19 protein-coding genes are annotated in these 20177 nt (G+C 44.1%); 1 reads left to right on the top strand and 18 read right to left on the bottom strand.

Features of this window, described 5'->3' with window-relative positions:
• Positions 1-9 precede the first annotated feature (9 nt).
• From BBEV_RS06105 to lepA, 18 genes are all read right to left on the bottom strand, one after another.
• The gene (locus tag BBEV_RS06105; RefSeq protein WP_069364663.1) at positions 10-399 is read right to left on the bottom strand and encodes a diacylglycerol kinase family protein; all 390 of its coding nucleotides are present in this window, start codon (positions 397-399) and stop codon (positions 10-12) included.
• On the bottom strand, positions 383-847 hold the full coding sequence (gene ybeY, locus BBEV_RS06100) for an rRNA maturation RNase YbeY (protein ID WP_069364662.1): 465 nt from the start codon (positions 845-847) through the stop codon (positions 383-385). The genes BBEV_RS06105 and ybeY overlap by 17 nt, the downstream gene beginning before the upstream one ends.
• Entirely contained in the window at positions 847-3102 is a 2256-nt protein-coding gene (locus BBEV_RS06095; RefSeq protein ID WP_069364661.1) for an HD family phosphohydrolase, read from the bottom strand. The genes ybeY and BBEV_RS06095 overlap by 1 nt, the downstream gene beginning before the upstream one ends.
• A 28-nt stretch (positions 3103-3130) precedes the next feature.
• The gene (locus tag BBEV_RS06090) at positions 3131-4093 is read right to left on the bottom strand and encodes a PhoH family protein (protein WP_069364660.1); all 963 of its coding nucleotides are present in this window, start codon (positions 4091-4093) and stop codon (positions 3131-3133) included.
• Between the two features lie 233 nt (positions 4094-4326).
• Positions 4327-4854, bottom strand: coding sequence for a YqfB family membrane protein (locus tag BBEV_RS06085; RefSeq protein ID WP_069364659.1), 528 nt, complete (start codon positions 4852-4854; stop codon positions 4327-4329).
• 45 nt (positions 4855-4899) lie between these two features.
• On the bottom strand, positions 4900-5910 hold the full coding sequence (gene floA, locus BBEV_RS06080) for a flotillin-like protein FloA (protein ID WP_069364658.1): 1011 nt from the start codon (positions 5908-5910) through the stop codon (positions 4900-4902).
• Between the two features lie 40 nt (positions 5911-5950).
• Positions 5951-7291 (bottom strand): NfeD family protein, encoded by a 1341-nt coding sequence (locus BBEV_RS06075; RefSeq protein WP_069364657.1) that lies wholly within the window; start codon positions 7289-7291, stop codon positions 5951-5953.
• A 188-nt stretch (positions 7292-7479) separates the two neighbouring features.
• A complete protein-coding gene (locus BBEV_RS06070) occupies positions 7480-7923 on the bottom strand; it encodes a GatB/YqeY domain-containing protein (RefSeq protein ID WP_069364656.1) in 444 nt (147 codons plus the stop codon).
• 20 nt (positions 7924-7943) lie between these two features.
• On the bottom strand, positions 7944-8117 hold the full coding sequence (gene rpsU, locus BBEV_RS06065; RefSeq protein ID WP_069364655.1) for a 30S ribosomal protein S21: 174 nt from the start codon (positions 8115-8117) through the stop codon (positions 7944-7946).
• Positions 8118-8276: 159 nt separating this feature from the next.
• The gene (gene mtaB / locus BBEV_RS06060; RefSeq protein ID WP_069364654.1) at positions 8277-9602 is read right to left on the bottom strand and encodes a tRNA (N(6)-L-threonylcarbamoyladenosine(37)-C(2))-methylthiotransferase MtaB; all 1326 of its coding nucleotides are present in this window, start codon (positions 9600-9602) and stop codon (positions 8277-8279) included.
• A 5-nt stretch (positions 9603-9607) separates the two neighbouring features.
• On the bottom strand, positions 9608-10360 hold the full coding sequence (locus tag BBEV_RS06055) for a 16S rRNA (uracil(1498)-N(3))-methyltransferase (protein WP_069364653.1): 753 nt from the start codon (positions 10358-10360) through the stop codon (positions 9608-9610).
• A gap of 5 nt (positions 10361-10365) precedes the next feature.
• A complete protein-coding gene (gene prmA / locus BBEV_RS06050; protein ID WP_069364652.1) occupies positions 10366-11316 on the bottom strand; it encodes a 50S ribosomal protein L11 methyltransferase in 951 nt (316 codons plus the stop codon).
• A 41-nt stretch (positions 11317-11357) separates the two neighbouring features.
• A complete protein-coding gene (gene dnaJ / locus BBEV_RS06045; RefSeq protein WP_069364651.1) occupies positions 11358-12482 on the bottom strand; it encodes a molecular chaperone DnaJ in 1125 nt (374 codons plus the stop codon).
• 131 nt (positions 12483-12613) lie between these two features.
• Positions 12614-14461: a molecular chaperone DnaK gene (gene dnaK / locus BBEV_RS06040; protein WP_069364650.1), complete on the bottom strand. Its 1848-nt coding sequence runs from the start codon at positions 14459-14461 to the stop codon at positions 12614-12616.
• Between the two features lie 27 nt (positions 14462-14488).
• Entirely contained in the window at positions 14489-15085 is a 597-nt protein-coding gene (grpE, locus tag BBEV_RS06035; protein WP_232318265.1) for a nucleotide exchange factor GrpE, read from the bottom strand.
• A gap of 32 nt (positions 15086-15117) precedes the next feature.
• On the bottom strand, positions 15118-16149 hold the full coding sequence (gene hrcA, locus BBEV_RS06030) for a heat-inducible transcriptional repressor HrcA (RefSeq protein ID WP_069364649.1): 1032 nt from the start codon (positions 16147-16149) through the stop codon (positions 15118-15120).
• Between the two features lie 132 nt (positions 16150-16281).
• Entirely contained in the window at positions 16282-17424 is a 1143-nt protein-coding gene (gene hemW / locus BBEV_RS06025; RefSeq protein WP_069364648.1) for a radical SAM family heme chaperone HemW, read from the bottom strand.
• A gap of 340 nt (positions 17425-17764) precedes the next feature.
• Complete coding sequence (gene lepA, locus BBEV_RS06020) at positions 17765-19591, bottom strand: translation elongation factor 4 (protein WP_069364647.1); 1827 nt, start codon at positions 19589-19591, stop codon at positions 17765-17767.
• Between the two features lie 315 nt (positions 19592-19906).
• Between lepA and rpsT the strand changes: the two genes are divergently transcribed.
• The gene (gene rpsT, locus BBEV_RS06015; RefSeq protein WP_069364646.1) at positions 19907-20173 is read left to right on the top strand and encodes a 30S ribosomal protein S20; all 267 of its coding nucleotides are present in this window, start codon (positions 19907-19909) and stop codon (positions 20171-20173) included.
• The last annotated feature ends 4 nt before the right edge of the window (positions 20174-20177 follow it).

Raw genomic sequence — 20177 nt, 5'->3', positions numbered from 1 at the left:
GGATTCTGACTACAACCACTTGATCACGTGAGGAATGAAAATCATCAGACCAATGATTGCCGCCGTGATGGAAAAAATAAACACGGCGCCTGCAGCTGTATCCTTAATCACCTTCGCTCGATCATCATACGATTGAACAACCAGATCTACAACGTGTTCAAGTGCTGTATTAATCAGTTCCATTCCGATCACTGCTCCAATTACAACCAGAAGCATAACCTGTTCAAGATAAGGTACCTGCAGCAACTGGGCAAGAATAAGAACTGCAAGTGAGATGACCGAATGAATTCTGAAATTTTGTTCCCTTTGCCAGGTAAATCGGATTCCCTGCACAGCATATACAAAACTTTGCCTTAACCTGCGAAATGAGAAAAACGGTCGTTTATTTTTTAATTCCATGGGCTGACAATATCTCCTCTTGTCGGGTGAACATCCGTTTTTCTTCCTCATCATTGCCGTGATCATAACCGGTTAAATGCAAAAAGCCATGAACACTGAGAAAGGCAATTTCCCGTTCTAAAGAATGGCCGTAAGCCCGTGCCTGCCGCTTTGCTGCAGGCAACGAAATCACGATATCACCGAGAATATCGGGCATGCCCTCCATCGTCACCTCTTCCTCTCCCTCATTCAAAGCAAAAGAGAGTACATCTGTCGCACGATCTTTATCCCGGTAATCCCGGTTCAACTCCTGAATACGTTCGTCATCAACAATGGAAATCGATACTTCTGTACCTGAAACTGTCCCTTCAAGCTTCATCGCAGTCTCCAAAATTTGATGAATCACATCCAGAAGCGTCTCTTCAAGTTGTTCTGTTTCATCAAGAATATCAATTTCAAATGCCGGCATTATTCAGCCCTCTCTTTCTTCACAGGTAGAATGCTGCTTTCCTGATCTGTCGGTGTATCGTCAGGATATTCAATTCGTGAATGGAACGTTCCTTGCAATGTTTCCAGCATCGATTTGGCAACCTTGTGTAATTCTTTGATTGTCAGATCGCATTCATCAAACTGATCGTCGTCAAGCCTGTCGTTTATGATTTTCCGTACAAGCGTATCAATGTTTTCAATCGTTGGCTGTTTCATTGAACGTACAGCTGCTTCGACGGAGTCAGCAATTCCCACCACTGCAGAAACTTTAGTGTTCGGAATTGGCCCTGGATAGCGAAAGTCTTCCATTTTAATATCAGGATCATCTTCCTTTGCTTTATAATAAAAATATTTCAAGCACGTTGTACCATGATGCTGTTCTGCAATATCAATAATCTCCTTAGGCATTTTATGAGATCTGAGCATTTCTGCTCCGTCATATGGATGCGCGGTAATAATCGTCTTACTCAGCTGCGGTGAGAGATTGTCATGCGGATTCTTTCCGCCCATCTGATTTTCAATAAAAAAGTGGGGACGTCTTGTCTTTCCAATATCATGATAATAGGACGCCACTCTTGCGAGCAGGCCGTTTGCACCAATAGCTTCACAGGCTGATTCAGACAGATTTGCCACCATCACACTGTGATGATACGTGCCCGGAGCTTCCAGCAATATTTTTCTTAATAAAGGATGGTTTGGATTGGATAATTCGATCAGACGCGATGTGGAGAGTATACCAAAAGCCGTTTCCAGGAAAGGCAGAATGCCAATCGCAAGAATCGCCGCAATGATCCCGGCTAGAGCTGCAAATCCAAGATTAAATGAAATCTCAATCCACCCATATTGTGCATTCTTCAGCATTAAAATAGCTGCAACCGTCAATATACTGACACCGGAAGTAACCATTCCGCTATTGAGCATTCTCATCGTTGACTGAGACCTTATCAGGTAGAATATCCCTGCGAGACAACTGAAAAATACAAACAGTCCTTGAGAAGCATCGAACATCGAAGAACTGAGATCATTGAACATGATGCTCGCAATCATTGAAAATAATATGCCGCTGAATAAGGCTACCCTAGAATGAATCAAAACTGTGATCAGCATTGTGCCAGCAGCTGCAGGTACAAGATACTGAATCCCGCCAATGTCAAGCTGATGCAAAAAACTCGATAATTTCATAATCGAAAGGGTAATCGTGTATATCAACAAATACATCAATAAATGCGTATTATTCGTCTTGAGGGAAGTCTTCGCATCTCCAAGGTAATATGCAAGCATGACTGTAATCAATAGAACGATAATTGCCAAACCAATAAACGGATAATAATAATTCACTTCCTCTGTCAATCCCACAGTGGACAACTGTTGGTAGATATCCGCTGTAATGACTTGTCCTTCTTCGACAATGATCTGTCCTTCTCTGATCATGGAGGGTTCAATATTTTCGATTGCCTGTTGGCGAGCATCAGCCGTTGCCTCTTCATCAATCATGTAATTTGCTGTGACGCCATAACGAACAATATCAGTAATGGCAGAGCGAATCACGACACCGCCTGGTGTGTTACGAACGATTTCCTCTGCTTCTTCTTTCGCCTCCGTCACTTCATCCATTTTAATCTCTTCACTCATGACATCGTGCACAGCACTGGTTGAAGCCTCTCTCGCAAGCTGCAGTTGATCTTCATTCGCCGTAAGTAATGTAACGAGTGTGTCATCGCTCAGCTGATCATTGATTTCCTGTGGCAATTCGCCACGAAGCATTGCCAGCATTTCATCCTGATCAAATTCAGCATAATCCACTTCTTCTGAAAAATTCGTGACCGGATCTTCATCCGTGTTATTATTGTCTCGATTTTCCTGTTCCGATTCAAAAGACTCATAGGTCTTCAGCGTCTCGTCTCTGACAAATTGCACCCGTTGAAATAAATCCTGAATTCGTTCAATTTGATTTTGAGCATAGCGGGGTTTCATGGCATAAACCGGTTCTACATCATCAACCGCTTCCTCTGCAAGCCGATCTGTTTCCGTTTTGTGCTCAATGGTTAATGGTGAATGGATATCCTGTTCAGAAACTAATCCAGGTTCTATATCAAGATAATCAGGAACGACATTGGAAAAAAGCATCAAATACGTTACAAGAGCCAGTACCGAAAAAATAATCATACGACTATAACGGTGGTCTCTTATTTTTTTCCACCATTTCTGCTGGTCAATGGGCGATCTCTTCGACATGATTCACCTCCGTAACATCATCACAACCCTATGTCTCATTGCGTTCGTATGCATCAATAACGCGTTGAACCAATGTATGGCGGACAACATCTTGTGATTGTAAATGAATAAAAGAAATCCCCTTTACATCACCCAGTATATTTATTGCAATCTTCAGTCCGGATTCCTTGCCTTTCGGTAAATCAATTTGTGTAATATCTCCAGTTACAACCATGCGGGATCCAAATCCAAGTCGGGTGAGAAACATTTTAATCTGTTCACCTGTTGTATTCTGTGCTTCATCGAGAATCACAAACGAATCATCTAGTGTGCGGCCTCTCATGTATGCAAGTGGCGCAATTTCAATGGTACCTCTTTCCATCAGACGAAGCGTATGTTCGACACCAAGAACATCGTGCAAGGCATCATATAATGGCCTTAAATATGGATCCACTTTCTCCTTTAAATCTCCCGGCAGAAAACCAAGATTTTCTCCAGCTTCAACCGCCGGACGTGTCAGCACGATCCGTTTAACCTGGCCCTCCTTCAGAGCATGAACAGCAAGGACAACGGCGAGATATGTTTTCCCGGTTCCAGCGGGACCAATACCAAAGACAATATCATGATTGCGAATAGCCTTGACGTAATGACGTTGCCCCAATGTCTTTGCCAAAATCGGTTTGCCTTTGGCTGTCACCGTGATTTTGTCATCATACAAATCGACCATTTCATCTATTTGTCCCTGATCCGCAAGCTGGGCTGCATAGACGATATCCCTCTCTTTTATGGATACATCCTTTCGAATGAGATCTAAAAGCGTATGCAGAATCAGGGAAATCTTCTCCGCTGTTTCAGCATTTGATTTAAGGTTTACGATTTGCCCTCTAGAGTGCAGAGATACTTCATATAGTTCTTCAAGCCTTTTTAAATGGCGATCATTTGGTCCAAATAAAGTTTGAACTTCATTTGCGTCATTGGCTTTAATTTCAATGGTTTGATTTACTTCATTCAATAAACTCAGTCTCCTTACTATCTCATTCATGATTGGTCATTTCTTATTTAACTTTACCACCAGAATTAAATCACTGCAAAGTATTTTGAAGAAAACTTGGCCTCCCGCCATGCCAATGGTGCAAGCCTTAGTTGCACGTATACTTTAATCCTTTAACGGATGTAAACATTCCTGAAGTATAAGAGAAAAGCTGCCCCCCTGCAGATGGGGACAGCTTTCTCTTCGCTACAATGTCAACGTCGAATTGATTTATCTTTACGCATGGATATGGGCTTTCCGAGAATTTCTGCCCAAATAACGCCTTTAACCGCTTCATCTCGGGATACTTGACTGAAATCAAGTGCAATTTTCGGCTTCTTCGTTCTGGCAATTTCCCCCATCTCAATCGGGGAATCCGAAACTTTCGAAGCAGATTTTGCAGCTTGGCGCTTCTTCTTTTCCAGTTCACGGTATTGCTGTTGCCATTTATCGCTCATTTGAGTTCCAGAATCCTTTGCTTTTTCCGAATCAGTTCTTCGGTCATCTGCATCATATCGGGGTGGAACAGGCTCTTGCTTCGGAGCCTTTTGTTCAGTTGTTTCCTCTTGGCGGAAAATATCCCGCCAGTCAATTTCATCAACCTCAGTTTCTTCCCGTTTGGGCTGCCGTTCATTTTGCTTTCGCTGCTCCTTACCCTTGCTTTGAAAGAAACTCAGGATCGCCGCAATCAGGAAAAATAACAGAAGAGGGCTTTCGAACAAAAGTGTAATGATTCCTGCCATTGCTGACACGCTCCCTTCATCTGTCAGACATGATTAACTGACTTATTATCGATCACGGTGCGGGTTACGTTCAATACCGTCTTCGTCATCATTTGTTGCTTTGCCAATCGAATCACGCATATCGGTATCTGCTTTGATGTTATTGTAGTTCATATAGTCCATAACGCCAAGCTTCCCTTTTCTGAGTGCTTCTGACATGGCCATTGGAACTTCGGCCTCTGCTTCGACAACCTTCGCTCGCATTTCTTCTACGCGGGCTCTCATTTCCTGTTCTTCAGCAACAGCCATGGCACGACGTTCCTCGGCTTTCGCCTGAGCAATTTTCTTGTCTGCCTCTGCCTGATCTGTCTGAAGACCGGCACCAATGTTCTTGCCGATATCGATGTCTGCAATATCAATCGATAGAATTTCAAAAGCTGTTCCGGCATCCAGACCTTTTTTAAGTACAGTTTGGGAAATCATGTCTGGATTCTCAAGGACTTCCGCATGATTCTTTGCAGAACCGATCGTGGAAACAATCCCTTCACCTACTCGGGCGATGATCGTCTCTTCACCAGCACCACCAACCAGGCGGTCGATGTTTGCACGTACAGTGATTCTTGCTTTTGCTTTTACCTCAATTCCGTCCATGGCAACACCAGCAATAAACGGTGTTTCAATCACTTTCGGGTTAACACTCATTTGAACCGCTTCCAGTACGTCACGACCGGCGAGATCGATCGCCGCACAGCGTTCAAATGTCAGATCAATATTTGCACGTTGTGCCGCAATTAAGGCATTGACAACGCGGTCTACGTTACCACCTGCGAGATAGTGACCTTCTAACTTGTTTGTACTGATATCCAGTCCTGCTTTTACCGCTTTAATCAGCGGATTAACAACACGATGCGGGATAACGCGACGCAGTCGCATACCGACGAGTTGGAAAATACCTACTTTCACGCCTGCTGCCCATGCTGAAATCCATAGGGCTACCGGTACAAATGTAAACAGTACCGCAAGAGCTACAATAACAAGACCAATACCTAGTAATATTGCAATTTCTTCTGTAATCATGCTTTTTTCCTCCTTGTAATTGAATTATTCAGCGTTCCGCTTACTCAGCTTCATCGGATTTCAATTCTCTGACAACAATCCTCGAGCCTGATACCGAAATCACTTTTACTTTTCTTCCCTGTTCAATATATCCTCCCTCAGAGACAACGTCAAGTCGTTCGTCATTGATTTCTGCAACACCTGATGGCCTTAGGATTGTCAGGGCGGTTCCTGTACGACCCAGATGTTCATTTTTTGACTCTGAAGAGATATACCCCTGGTCGTTCCCTGCCTGATCCAGAAGAACCACGCGTTTTAATGGACCGTTATAGCCAACATACTTGAAGAACATTACAGAGGCAACAATTGTGACGACAATCGCTATCAATAATGACATCAGCATCATGCTGGTATCATAAGAACTGAGCACAAGACTTCCCATAATCGCCCCGATTCCGAGAAAACCAAGAATTCCGAAACTCGGGGAAAAGACTTCGATGAGGAGTAATACAATTCCTATTCCTAATAGAATAACTGTCTCAAGTCCTGCAAATCCAGCTACAAGATGACCGAAAAAGAATAACAGCAGTGCCGAAGCTCCCATAATACCCGGGATTCCAAAGCCTGGAGAATAAAGTTCAAGTACAAGACCAAGGCTCCCAATACTCAGGAGGATAGGTACGACAATTGGATTTGTCACAAATCGCGCAATCTGTTCAGATAAAGTGACTTCCATTTCTCTGATTTCCGCATTCTCATAACCGATATATTCCAGAACTTCTTCCCTCGTTGACAGAACCTCTTCTGCATAGCCGACTTCCAATGCCTGGCTCGGTGTCAGTGTCAGAATATTTTCATCTGTGATATCGAGCTCCGGAATTTCAATCTCCCGGTCTGCCATTGCCAGGGCATAGATCGGATCTCTGTCGTTAAGTTCTGCAGCTTCCCGCATATTGGCAAGCCAGGCAGATTGTGCTTTATCATCTGCAGCACTTCCAGAACCGTCAATGACTGAAGCTGACCCCATGCTGGATCCGGGTGCCATGACGATTTCGTCTGCATTCAGGGAAATATAAGCCCCTGCAGACAACGCACGTTCAACAACAAAAGCCGTCGTATCCGGTTCTGCGTTTCGTATCAGCGTTGCAATACCACCCGCTGCATCAACAAACCCACCAGGCGTATTCACTTCGAATATAATGTGGCTCGCGCCTTCTTCTTCAGCAGTTTGGATTGAACGTTCAAGAAAAGCCTGGAGTCCTCTCTCGACCTCTTTTTCAACTGGAACGATGTAAACGATCTCACCATCTCCGGACCCGCTTGCCTGGTCGGCCGGTAAAAACAACATAGTCATTCCGCTGATAATGAGCAGCATGTATATTGCCAATCGTAATCGTTTCATCAAAAACCCTCCTTCCATCTCTCCCGTATGAGGGAATAAACACCTTACTGCTTCTTTACGGATAAGGCTTACATTATGTTTCAATCTTTCTATCATCAGTTTACTCATTTTTTTGACAGGAGGAAAGTATGAAGCCTTATACCAATAACTAAAACCCCGGCGCAAATGCACCGGGGTTGATAACCGTTTTAAGATAAAGATTTTTCAACAAGCTTTTTCACTTGAGTGCCGTCCGCCTGACCTTTGACTTTCGGCATGACTGCACCCATCACTTTTCCCATTTCCGCTTTCGAAGAAGCCTCTGTCTCAGTTATTGTTTCATCAACAATCGCTTGCAGTTCTTCTTCTGTGAGCTGTTTTGGTAAATAGTGCGACAGTATCTCAATTTCATACTTCATCTTATTGCTCAGATCCTGCCGGTTCGCCTGTTCAAATTCATGGAGGGATTCTTTACGCTGCTTCATTTCGCGGTTAAGGACGGTCAGAACCTCATCCAGAGACAGATCGCTACCGGTTTTAATGGCTTCATTCTGCAAGGCAGCCTTGACAGAACGAATGACACTCAACCGCTCTTTCTCCCGATTGCGCATAGCCTGCTTCATATCTTCCTGCAGACGATCCTGAATGTTCAAAGATATGCCACCCTCTCACATTAAAACTTACGCTTGCGAGCCGCTTCAGACTTTTTCTTCCGCTTTATGCTCGGCTTTTCATAGTGCTTACGCTTTTTCACTTCCTGCATAGTACCATCTTTAGACATCGATTTTTTAAAGCGACGAAGAGCAGCATCAATCGACTCGTTCTTTTTTACACGAGTTTCTGCCATTCTGTATCCCTCCCTCCGAACAACCAATCACAACATACTCTTAGAGCATGTCTTTGTCGATTATATATGAATTAAGCTGGCAGGTCAACGCCTATTTACAGTTTTTGCTGATTGTAAGTAACCCTTTTTCGGCTTTCTTACTAGTCGTATCTCATTCTATCAAACGATTACGCTGTTTGATGATCCAATTAATCGTCCTTGACTGATCGGATAGCCAGCCTGCTGCAATTGAATATCGATCACTTCACCTATCCATTTTGGATCAAGAGCTACAGATACCTTCAGGTAATTACGCGTGAAACCAATGAGTCGATTTGGATCAGATGGATCCTGCTCTTCGGGTATCATTTCGAGCACTTCACCTTCGTGCATGGACGCATATTCTTTCGCCTGCTGGTTGGACAGTGTAATTAATCGATGAACACGGTCATGTTTGACATCATCGGCCACTTGATCTTCCATTCTTGCTGCAGGAGTACCTGTGCGTTTTGAAAAAGGAAAAACATGAAGCTCGGAGTAGCCAATCTCCCTGATCAGACGAAATGTCTCATCAAATTCGTCATCCGTCTCTCCTGGAAACCCGACAATGACATCAGAAGTCACTGCAAGTCCCGGTAATGCTTCTTTTAAACGCTCAACACGCTCACGATAGAAAGAAGCCGAATACTTTCTTCGCATACGTTTTAAGACTGTATCAGAGCCTGATTGCAATGGGATATGCAGATGATTGACAACTTTATTTGACGAACCGATAACAGCAATGACTTCATCGGTGATTTGACTGGCTTCGATGGATGAAATCCGGATACGCTGAAGTCCCTGAATCTTTTCGAGGTCTGAGAGCAGTGATGCGAGGTTATAATCTTTCATATCCTCCCCGTAACCACCGGTATGAATCCCCGTTAAGACAATTTCCTTATATCCTGCTTCTGCAAGCTGTTTAGCTTGAGAAAGCACTTCATCAGGCTGGCGTGAACGCATTAAACCACGTGCCCATGGAATGATACAGAATGTGCAGAAATTGTTACAGCCCTCCTGGATTTTTAAGGAAGCACGGGTTCTGTCAGTAAACGACGGTACATCCAATTCTTCGTATACCCGGGCTTTCATGATGTTACCTACTGCATTAATCGGTTCTCTGGAAGCCTGAAATTCTTTAATGTACGGAATCATTTTATGCCTGTCCTGCGTACCAACCACAATATCAACGCCTGGTATTGCCATGATTTCCGCTGGAGATGTCTGTGCGTAACATCCTGTTACACATACGACGGCATCGGGGTTTTTCCGGATTGCGCGACGGATCACCTGCCGGCTTTTTTTATCACCCGTATTCGTTACGGTGCAAGTATTAATCACATATACATCAGCAATCTGATCAAACTCACCTTTTTCATACCCTTCAGTCTGAAAAAGTTGCCAAATCGCTTCCGTCTCATAATGATTCACTTTGCAACCTAACGTATGGAATGCCACTTTAGGCATATCATTCACCTCAATAATTCAAAATGGTAGGACAAGACAGACAAAGAATAAAGGCCAGCTGTTTCTGTTCTTAAAATTCGTGGTCCCAGAGATACTGGAAAGATGCCTGCGTCTTTGAGCATGACAATCTCCTCCGATGAAAATCCGCCCTCTGGTCCAATGACAAACAGAATACGACTTCCTTCTTGAACGCCTGACAAAAGCTCTGGTAAACCCTCGTGATTCCCCGATTTCCCCTCTTCTTCATATGCAGCCAGCACAAGATCAAAAGGGCCGGCCTGCTTGATGAGTTCTTTCAAAGTTTGAACCGATTGGATTTCTGGCACACGTTGACGGTGCGATTGTTCTGCTGCTTCTTTAGCGATTTTTTTCCATCTTTCCTGCTTTTTAGCTGCTTTTTTGGGATCCAGTTTAACAATTGACCTCGCCATGGCAACAGGTGTTATCGCAGTTACACCTAACTCCGTGGCTTTTTGAATGATCATCTCCAGTTTATCACCTTTGGGCAGACCCTGGGCAAGCGTCACTTCAACAGGAAGTTCACTATTTTCATCCAACCATTGTCTGATCCGGCCATAAACTTCTTCTTTTTCAACTTGAGTAAGTTCAACAATCGCACTTTTGCCAGATTCATTACAGCAGATAATTTGATCATCTGCAGCCATCCGCATCACCCGGGCAATGTGATGTGCTTCATCGCCTGTTAAACGGACAAGATCTCCCTTGAAATTCTCTGTTGCCAAAAAATATCGTTGCATGAGGGTCACGCTCCTCCGACGGGCTTCTCGGCTCTGATCGCAACCCAGTCTTCCATCTCCAGCGACTCTAAGATTCGCCATCCTGCTTGTTTTAATGCATCTTTGACCATGTCACGTTTCTGACCGATGATCCCGGAAACGATAAAGGTTCCTCCTGGGCGCGTGAGACGGAAGGCATCTTCTGTGAATGTGACAATCACTTCTGCTAGAATGTTGGCAACAATCACATCCTGACCGGATCTGCCATTATCCAGCAGATTCCCTTTTCGAACCTGCACCCGCTGATCCACTTTGTTTAATTCACTGTTAACCGTTGCAGATTGCACTGCTACTTCATCGAGATCCAATGCGTCGATTTGGGTCCCACCTAATTTAGCGGCTGCAATGCTGAGTACCCCTGTACCACAGCCTACATCCGTTACCAAGTCCCCTTCTTTTACACACTGTTCAAGCAGCTGTATACACATGACCGTTGTCGGATGTGTCCCTGTTCCGAATGCCATACCTGGATCGAGTTCAATCACAAGCTCCTCATCATGTACCGGTTGATAGTTTTCCCATGTCGGTGTGATCGTAATCCGTCTGGACACCTTTACCGGCTTGTAATATTTCTTCCAAGCAGTTGCCCAATCTTCTTCATTTACTTCACTGACCGTAACCTTGTTTTGACCCAGATTAATATTAAACTGAGAGAGATGATTCACTGACAATTTAATTTGCTCCACCGTTTCCGAAAGGAAGCTGTTCACAGGAAGATATCCTTTCACGAGGACACCTTCTTCCGGATAGTCATCCGGAGATAAATCATAAATTTCACCAAATTTAGTTTCCCATTCCCTGAAAAGATCTTCCCTGTCTTCAATCACGACACCGCTTGCGCCAGATTCATGGAGAACATGACTGACGGGTTCCACAGCTTCTTGCGTAGTATGAATACAAATCTCGGACCAGTTCATCTCATCACCCTCCTTGCCTTATTCATCGAAAATTGCATTGATCAGCTGAAGTTCTTTAAAGCTCGCTTTACTTTTTCAAAAAAATTCTGTGATTGCTCGTCTGGCATTTCGTCTCCAGATTCGTCATTAAACTCCCGAAGCAAATCTTTTTGTTTATCAGAGAGTACTTTCGGCACAACGACTTTAATTTGAACATGCTGATCACCCTGTCCCATGCCATGTACATTCGGAACCCCTTTGCCTCTTAAGCGGAAATGTGTGGCGTTTTGTGTACCGGCTGGAATTTTCAATTTAACTTTACCGTTTAAAGTCGGCACTTCCACTTCGTCACCAAGGGCAGCCTGTGGGAAGGTGATCGGCATTTCACAGTGAATGTCATCACCATCCCGTTTGAAAAACTCATGGGATTTGACATTAAATACAACATAAAGATCTCCTGGGGGCCCCCCGCGCTCACCTGGTTCACCCTGACCACTCACGCGGATCTGTTGACCGGTGTCCACGCCTGCCGGAATTTTAATATGAATCTTTTTACGTTTTTTTACTTTACCTTTTCCGCCACACTTGGCGCATTTATCACTTTCTTTAACAGTCTGACCCGTACCTTGACATTTGGTACAAACACGACGGTTAACCACACGGCCAAACGGTGTGTTTTGTTCCACATTTAACTGACCAGCGCCCTTACATTCAGAACAGGTCTCAGGGCTCGCTCCGGATTTTGTCCCTGAGCCACTGCAATCAGAACAGGTCTCTTCTTTTGGTATTTCAATGTCTGTCTCTTTTCCAAACACAGCTTCTTTGAAATCCAGGTTCATTGTGTACTGGAGATCTGATCCTTGCCTTGGGGCATTTGGATCTCGTCTGCCTCCGCCGAAGAACATGTCAAAGATGTCACCGAATCCTCCGAAATCTCCGGCTCCTCCGGCTCCTCCGAATCCCTGATTCGGATCCTGATGTCCGAATTGATCATAATGAGCTCTCTTTTGAGAGTCACTTAACGTATCATAGGCTTCTTTAACTTCTTTGAATTTTTCTTCCGCATCATCCGCTTTGTTCACATCCGGGTGATACTCTCTGGCAAGCTTGCGGTAGGCTTTCTTTATTTCCTGTTCCGAAGCATTCTGGTCGACGCCAAGCACGTCATAAAAATCTCGCTTGCTCATAATTATCTCACTCCCGTATTTAATCCATAACGATTAGTCTATCACGCTAGGCTGATATTCAGCAACAGTCTTTCACAGCAAAACAGAAAGTCAAAGCCAAGAGGACCCTGACTTTGACTTTTGTTTGATTGCTATTCTTTCTTATTGTCCTCTTCGTCGTTGACTTCTTCATAATCTGCATCAACTACATCGTCGTCAGCACTTCCATCCTGTGCATTCCCTTGCGCTTCTTGCTCTGCCTGTTGCGCCTGCGCTGCCTGCTCATAAAGCTTTGTGGTTAGTTCAGTTACAATTTCCTGAAGTTCATCCTTTGCCGTACGGATCGCTTCGATATCTTCCCCTTCAAGGGCTGTTTTCACTTTTTCTTTGGCAGTTTCAGCTTTTTCTTTATCTTCTGGATCGACATTTTCGCCGAGGTCTTTCAATGTTTTTTCTGTTGAGAAGACCAACTGATCTGCTTCATTTTTCAGATCAACTTCTTCGCGACGTTTTTTATCTTCTTCAGCATTTTCTTCTGCTTCTTTTACCATTTGTTCTACTTCTTCTTCAGATAGTCCGGAGGAAGACGTAATGGTGATGGATTGTTCTTTATTTGTTCCAAGGTCTTTCGCACGGACATTGACAATCCCGTTGGCGTCAATATCGAAGCTCACTTCAATTTGTGGCACACCGCGCGGCGCCGGTGGAATGTCTGTCAATTGGAACCGGCCTAGTGTCTTGTTATTCGCTGCCATTTCACGCTCACCTTGCAGGACGTGAATATCAACAGACGGTTGATTATCTGCAGCCGTTGAGAATACTTGAGACTGGCTGGTAGGGATCGTTGTATTACGTTCGATCAGTTTCGTGAAGACACCGCCCATTGTTTCGATACCTAGGGAAAGAGGCGTTACATCAAGCAGCACAACGTCTTTCACATCGCCTGTCAGGACACCTGCTTGAATGGCGGCACCAAGAGCTACAACTTCGTCAGGGTTAACCCCTTTATGAGCATCTTTACCAGTGATTTTTTTGATGGTTTCCTGAACTGCAGGAATACGTGTTGATCCACCAACGAGAACTACTTTATCGATTTCACCTTGGCTCAAACCTGCATCTTTCATGGCTTGACGAAGAGGTCCCATGGTTTTCTCAACCAGGTGATTGGATAGCTCTTCAAACTTCGCACGGGTCAATGTTAATTCTAGGTGTTTTGGTCCAGCCTGATCAGCGGTGATAAACGGCAGACTGATTTGCGTGCTTGTAACCCCGGACAGATCTTTCTTCGCTTTTTCAGCAGCATCCTTAAGTCGTTGCAGGGCCATCTTATCTTGTGACAGATCAATGCCGTTTTCTTTTTTAAATTCAGCAACAAGGTGGTCGATAATGACCTGGTCAAAGTCATCCCCGCCAAGGCGGTTGTCACCTGATGTGGCTTTTACTTCGAAAAATCCATCCCCAAGTTCAAGGATCGAAACATCAAACGTACCGCCACCGAGGTCGTAGACAAGAATGGTCTGATCATCTTCTTTGTCCATGCCATACGCCAATGCTGCAGCAGTCGGCTCGTTGACGATCCGCTCAACTTCAAGTCCGGCAATTTTACCAGCGTCTTTTGTTGCCTGACGTTCAGAATCATTAAAATATGCCGGCACAGTAATGACTGCTTTCGTGACGGTTTCACCAAGATACGCCTCGGCATCGGCTTTCAGTTTTTGAAGGATAATGGCAGAAATTTCAGGTGGGGTGTAAGACTTCCCTTCCATTTCAACTTTATAGTCTGTGCCCATATGACGTTTAATGGAGGAGACTGTATTTGGATTGGTGATCATTTGTCGTTTGGCCACTTCACCAACCTGGCGCTCTCCATCTTTGAATGATACAACAGACGGCGAGGTTCTGGAACCTTCGGCATTTGCAATGACCGTTGCTTCTCCACCTTCCATCACAGCTACACATGAATTCGTTGTCCCTAAATCGATACCAATTACTTTACTCATTGTTACATTCCTCCTAATTGTTAATGATTATGCGTTAACTTTTACCATAGATGGTCGGATGACACGGTCTTTCAGTTGATAACCGCGTTGCATTTCCTCAACCACGATATTGGATTCATAATCCGGTTCTTCCACTTGCATGATGGCTTGATGAAGATTCGGGTCAAATGGTTGTCCCACAGCTTCAATCGGAGTGATTCCCTCTTTCTCCAAAGCTTGCTGCAACTGGTTATAAGCCATTTCCACACCCTTCAACAGGCTTTTGGTATCATCGTTCTCCGGTTGAATCTCAAGCGCTCTTTCAAAGTTATCGATTGCAGGAAGCATTTCCTCAGCAAGACGCTGAGAACGGTATTTGGCTGCCGTTTCCTGCTCAATCTTTGTTCTGCGACGGAAATTGTCAAAATCTGCTTGTGTGCGGAGTAATTTATTTTTCATATCATCAAGTTCATCCTTCAATTGATTATAATCCTGCCGGGAAACCGTTTCTTCCTCTTCAGCAGTTGACGCCTCTTCCGAAACGGGTTCTTCATCAATGCTTGCCGGGTCTTCTGGTTCAATGATTTCCACATCGTCCACTTCCTCGACTTCTTCAACAGTATCTCGGTTTTCTTTATTATCCACCCATTTCACCTCCTTCAAATCGTGCAATGTAGTCATGATTTGTCATAATCATTTGAGAGTTTTTTCGACAGGTCTCTTGACAGGTATTCCAGAATGCCGATAACCCGGGGGTATTCCATACGAGTTGGCCCGAGTATACCCACTGTGCCCAGATGTTTGCCACCGGCTTCATATGTGGCTGTGATGATTGTACAATCGTCAAAGGGGGCGAAGTGATTTTCTTCACCTATGCGGATCGACAGTCCTGCCTGTTCGGATCTGAACAGTTTACTGACGAGCTGATCTTCTTCGAAAATATTTAATATCTTCCTGACCCTCTCGACGTCATGAAATTCAGGCTGGCTCAGAATATTCGTCTTTCCGCTGAAAAAGATCTTTTCTCGGTTGTGCTGATGAAACACTTCCTGAAATACATGAAGCATCGTGTCATGACTTTGAACATATTTTTTCAAGACATGTTTGACTTCTTTTGCAAGTTCATCTTTCAATCTGTACAAAGGAATGCCACGAAGGCGCTCATTCAGAATGTTGACCACTTTTTCAAGGTCTTGCGCATTGACCCGTTCAGGAAAGTGAACAGTCTGATTCTCAACATGCCCGGAATCAGTCACGATAATCGCAACCGCCTGTGTTTCTGAAATCGGGATAATTTGAATTTGTCTTAATTTCGATTCAAAAACTTCCGGACCAAGAACGATGGAGGTGTAACTGGTCAAATTCGAAAGCAATTTGGCCGACTGCTGCACCACCTCTTCAAGCTCTAAAAATCGGCTTGTCAATACGTCCTGAATATTGAGCATTTCATTCTCGGAGAGCTGCCCCGGTTTCAAGAGGTAATCCACATAATGCCGGTATCCTTTTTGTGACGGGATGCGTCCGGATGAACTGTGCGTTTTCTCAAGAAATCCTAATTCCTCAAGATCGGACATTTCATTACGGATTGTCGCTGGACTGAAGCTGATTTCATCACGTTTTGAAATACTTCTTGAACCCACCGGTTCAGCATTTGACACATAATCATCGATAATCGCTTTTAATATCAATAATTGACGCTCTGTCAGCATCGCGCAACCCTCCTGTTAGCACTCGGTGTTATTGAGTGCTAAATCTATACTATAAGTTATCAGAGAAGGATTCAGTTTGTCAACGCCTGCAGCTTGTTTTTTAAAGAATATCAATCAGAGCACCACTCACGATTAATTCCCGAGCAGAAATTTTTCAAACACCTGATTTCCAAGCAGCTTGCCCTCACTGCTCAGCCGGACCGAATCCTCATCCATCACAAGCAATCCTTCTTTGACCAATTCATCCATCACTCCTGGAAAAGTCTCTGCGACTTGTTCACCATAGCGCGACTGGTATTCTTCAAGCGATATCCCGCTGATTTTCCGAAGACCCATAAACATGAATTCTTCTTTTTGTTCATGAAGGGGTACAGGATGCTCGTGAAGCGTGGGCCGCTCCCTTGATTCCATTGCTTTTAAATACTTTGGCAGCGGACCATGATTTGCGTATCGTTCACCGTTCAAGTATCCGTGAGCACCTGCTCCGAACCCATAATATTCCTGGTTATTCCAATACACAAGATTGTGCCTGCTTTGATATTGCCCTCTGGCAAAATTACTGATTTCATACTGTTGAAAACCCGCGTTAACTGCTCCTGAAACCAGCTGATTGTACATATCTGCTTCAAGATCTTCCGTGGGTCTGTCGAGACGCCCCTGACGTTCCCACTGATAAAATACGGTTTTCGGTTCGACTTTTAATGAATAAGCGCTTATGTGAGTGACCGGCAACTCGAATGCCTGTTTTAACGTATCGTTCCACTGTTCCATGGTCTGATTGGGTAAACCGAACATCAAATCAACAGAGAGGTCGTTTATCCCATGTGAGCGTGCAAGTTCCACCGTCTTCTTTGCATCGATTGGATGATGATCGCGATTAATCGCCTTCAAAAGCTCGGGGTCAAAGGTCTGAACTCCGATACTCAGCCGGTTTACACCCGTCTTTTTCAGCATCGCCATCTTTTCATCGCTGCAACTGCCCGGGTTTACCTCTACTGTAATTTCAGCATCCGGCGACAACGGAAATGCACCTGACAAGCCTTCGATAACCTGCGCTAACTGATCTGTCGAAATCGAAGTTGGCGTTCCTCCGCCTATATAAATGGATGTAATCGGTTCTTCAGGATGATGTTGTGCAGCATACATTTGAATTTCCTGACGAAGTGCTGCGATATATTCGTCCACAGGCTGATTCTTCAGGAAAAATTTATTGAAATCGCAGTAGTAACAGATTTGTTCACAAAATGGAATGTGCAGATAAATGGCAGATGCCATTATGATTCCTCCTCTTCGATAAACTTCATTGACAAACGGCAATTTTCAAAAAAGCCGAAGAGCTTATCCTGTACGTTAACCTTATAGTGACATAAACAATAACAGAGACGCTCAAGCTGAATGATTTCGCACCAATCCGAAAAAGTAAACATATTTTCAGGGTAGCCATATAAGTAAAGAAAAGTTGACTTCTTGCTTAGCCAATTGCGAAAGCCTGATAGCACTTATTTTACGTTACTTCTAAGAAGGCTTAAACATGCCTGTGAAGTGTGAGAAAAAGGCCGCAGATGTTCACTGCGACCTTTACGATATGATCATTCAGTTGAATGAAAAGCAGTCATCAGTCATCTTTATTCATACTGAGCACTGACATAAAGGCTTCTTGAGGAACCTCCACATTGCCCACGCTTTTCATACGACGCTTCCCTTCTTTTTGCTTTTCAAGAAGCTTACGCTTTCTGGTAATGTCCCCGCCGTAACATTTAGCAAGCACGTTTTTTCGCATGGCTTTGATCGTGGAACGTGCAATGATTTTTTGGCCGATACTAGCCTGTATCGGAACTTCAAATTGCTGTCTTGGAATCAGTTCTTTCAATTTTTCGACGATGGCTTTTCCTCGTTCATAGGCTGAGTCTCTGTGAACGATCACTGAGAGAGCATCGATGGATTCACCATTGAGAAGGATATCCATTTTCACTAGACGACTTTCTTTGTATCCGATCATTTCATAATCGAACGAAGCATATCCTTTTGTGCTGGATTTGAGTGTATCAAAGAAATCATAAACGATTTCCGATAATGGGATGTTATATATAATATTCACACGGTTCGTATTCAGGTATTCCATGTCCTGATATTCACCACGCTTGCGTTGGCAAATCTCCATGACAGGGCCAACGTATTCGTCGGGTACCATGACCTCCGCTTTCACAAAGGGTTCATTTACATGATCTATATACTGCGTGTCCGGCATGTTGGATGGATTATCAATGATAAGTTCTTCGCCATCTGTGAGGACCACTTCGTAGATAACACTTGGTGCTGTCGTGATCAGATCAATATTAAACTCCCGCTCAATGCGCTCTTGCAGAATCTCCATATGCAATAAGCCAAGGAAGCCGCAACGGAAACCAAAACCCAGCGCCTGGGACGATTCCGCCTCAAATTGCAGAGAAGCATCATTTAACTCCAATTTCTCAAGTGCTTCGCGAAGATCATTGTAACGGTTTGTATCCAAAGGATATAAACCACAGAAAACCATCGGGTTTAATTTTCGATACCCTTTCATCGGTTCTGCGGTTGGATTTTTAGCATGGGTCACTGTATCACCAACTCGTGAGTCCGCCACATTTCGAATCGAGGCAATCATGTATCCGACATCACCAACAGTCAGTTCTTCTTTTCCCGTTGGCTTTGGGGTGAACACACCGATCTCCTGAACCTCAAACGTCTTATTTGTCTGCATCATCTTGATCTTTTCTCCAGGCTTGACGGTTCCCTCCATCACTCGCATATACACGATAACGCCCCTGTAGGGGTCATAGAGAGAGTCGAAAATCATCGCTTTCAGAGGAGCTTCCGGATCACCTGATGGGGCAGGTACATGCTTTACGATGGATTCCAGAATCTCATCAATGCCTATGCCATTTTTTGCAGAAGCAAGCACACAATCATCCATTGGAAGACCGATTACATCTTCCACCTCTTTTTTCACCCGTTCCGGTTCAGCACTGGGAAGATCAATTTTATTAATCACCGGCAGAATCTCAAGGTCATTGTCCAATGCAAGGTAAACATTCGCCAGCGTCTGAGCTTCAATGCCCTGAGCTGCATCCACAATTAGCAATGCCCCTTCACATGCCGCAAGACTCCTGGACACTTCATATGCAAAATCCACATGTCCCGGGGTGTCGATTAAATGAAAGATGTATTCCACACCATCGTTCGCCGTGTATGTCAATTGCACAGCATTCAGTTTAATTGTTATCCCACGCTCACGTTCAAGGTCCATCGCATCGAGCATCTGGTCTTTCATTTCTCTTTGGGTAAGAGCGCTGGTTTTCTCAAGGATGCGGTCAGCAAGGGTTGATTTGCCGTGATCTATATGGGCGATGATCGAGAAATTCCGAATCCGGTCTCTTCGTTCCAATCGTTCTTCTGGTTTCATAACTTGCTTTCACTCCTATCAGTCAAACAAAGTAGGCTTCAAGAGAGGTGATATTCAATGTCTTCACCATCATCCGTTTTATTCGCACTAACTTTAATTATAGCAAAAAACAACATCTTCATTCAAACCTTTTATAAAATGGTTTCGTCGAACGCCCTTGTTGCCTCTGCCTTTCAAGTATAACACCTTAACGCATAATGAAAATCTTATTGCATTTTAAATTCGCATTTGATAAAATCCATAGTGTTGCACGCTAAAACATCCGTAAACGTATAACATGATACACAACGGTGAGTTTTGAGGAGGTGAATCCCGATGGCAAATATTAAATCGTCGAAAAAACGCGTATTGACAAACGAAAAGCGCCGGGCAAAAAACGCTTCATTCAAGTCAGAGTTGCGCAGTGCTGTAAAATCTTTCTACACGATGGCAGAAAAGAAAGACGTAGAAGGAGCAAAATCAGCCTTCACTACTGCTGTTAAGAAGATTGATAAAGCAGTTAACCGTGGTGTCTACCACAAGAACAAAGCTGCCCGTCAAAAATCTGCACTTCAGCAGAAAATGAACGAACTCAGCGCATAATGAT

Source organism: Salisediminibacterium beveridgei (assembly GCF_001721685.1).
Lineage (GTDB): Bacteria > Bacillota > Bacilli > Bacillales > Salisediminibacteriaceae > Salisediminibacterium > Salisediminibacterium beveridgei.
Note: the sequence above shows the minus strand (reverse complement) of the source record. Positions and strands in the feature narration are given on the sequence as shown.